This is a genomic window from Leucobacter sp. M11 (assembly GCF_035726885.1).
GTDB lineage: Bacteria > Actinomycetota > Actinomycetes > Actinomycetales > Microbacteriaceae > JAPFRB01.
This window is the reverse complement of the sequence record NZ_JAPFRB010000005.1, coordinates 317,863-318,437: the sequence shown is the minus strand read 5'-3', so window position 1 is coordinate 318,437 and position 575 is coordinate 317,863. Positions and strand designations below refer to the sequence as shown.

The following is a 575-nucleotide window of genomic DNA, read 5'->3' as shown; positions in this document are numbered from 1 at the left end:
CTCTCTCCCTCTCGCAGAGCCAGTAGGCCGTGCCGGAGACCCCGCTTCCCCGCAGGCCGAGGGCTGTTCCCGGCGAGCAGCGCGTCTTCAGCGTGATTCTCGCGCTCGTCGCCGCCCCCCAGGGGCTGACGAAACGCGAGCTGCTGTCGAGCGTCTACGGCTACGCCGAGCGATTTGCCACGGCCGACCCCGCCTCGCTGGAGCGCCAGTTCGAGCGCGACAAGGACACGCTCCGCGAGCTCGGCGTCCCGCTCGAGGTGCTCGAGTCCCCGGACGCCGTCGGCAATAACCAGCTGCTGCGGTACCGCATCGCGAAGGACCGGCTGCAACTGCCGGAGGGCATCGCCTTCAGCGCCGACGAGGTGACACTGCTCAAGCTCGCATCACTCGCCTGGCAGGAGGGCAGCCTCTCGGATCAGTCCCGGCGCGCCACGATGAAGCTGGAGGCGCTGGGCGCGGCGCTCGACCCGCGCCACCTCGGCGTCGCCCCGCGGATCGGCTCGCCCGAGCCGGTCGCGCAGCGGCTGCACCAGGCGATCCAGGCGCGGCGTACGGTGCGCTTCGGGTACCGCCAT

The 575-nt window shown here is 71.7% G+C and carries 1 protein-coding gene; it reads left to right on the top strand.

Going from position 1 to position 575, the window contains the following annotated elements:
• Window positions 1-29 precede the first annotated feature (29 nt).
• Window positions 30-575, top strand: a 546-nt coding sequence (locus OOT08_RS16850; protein ID WP_442916273.1) for a helix-turn-helix transcriptional regulator, incomplete at its 3' end; no start/stop codon positions are given.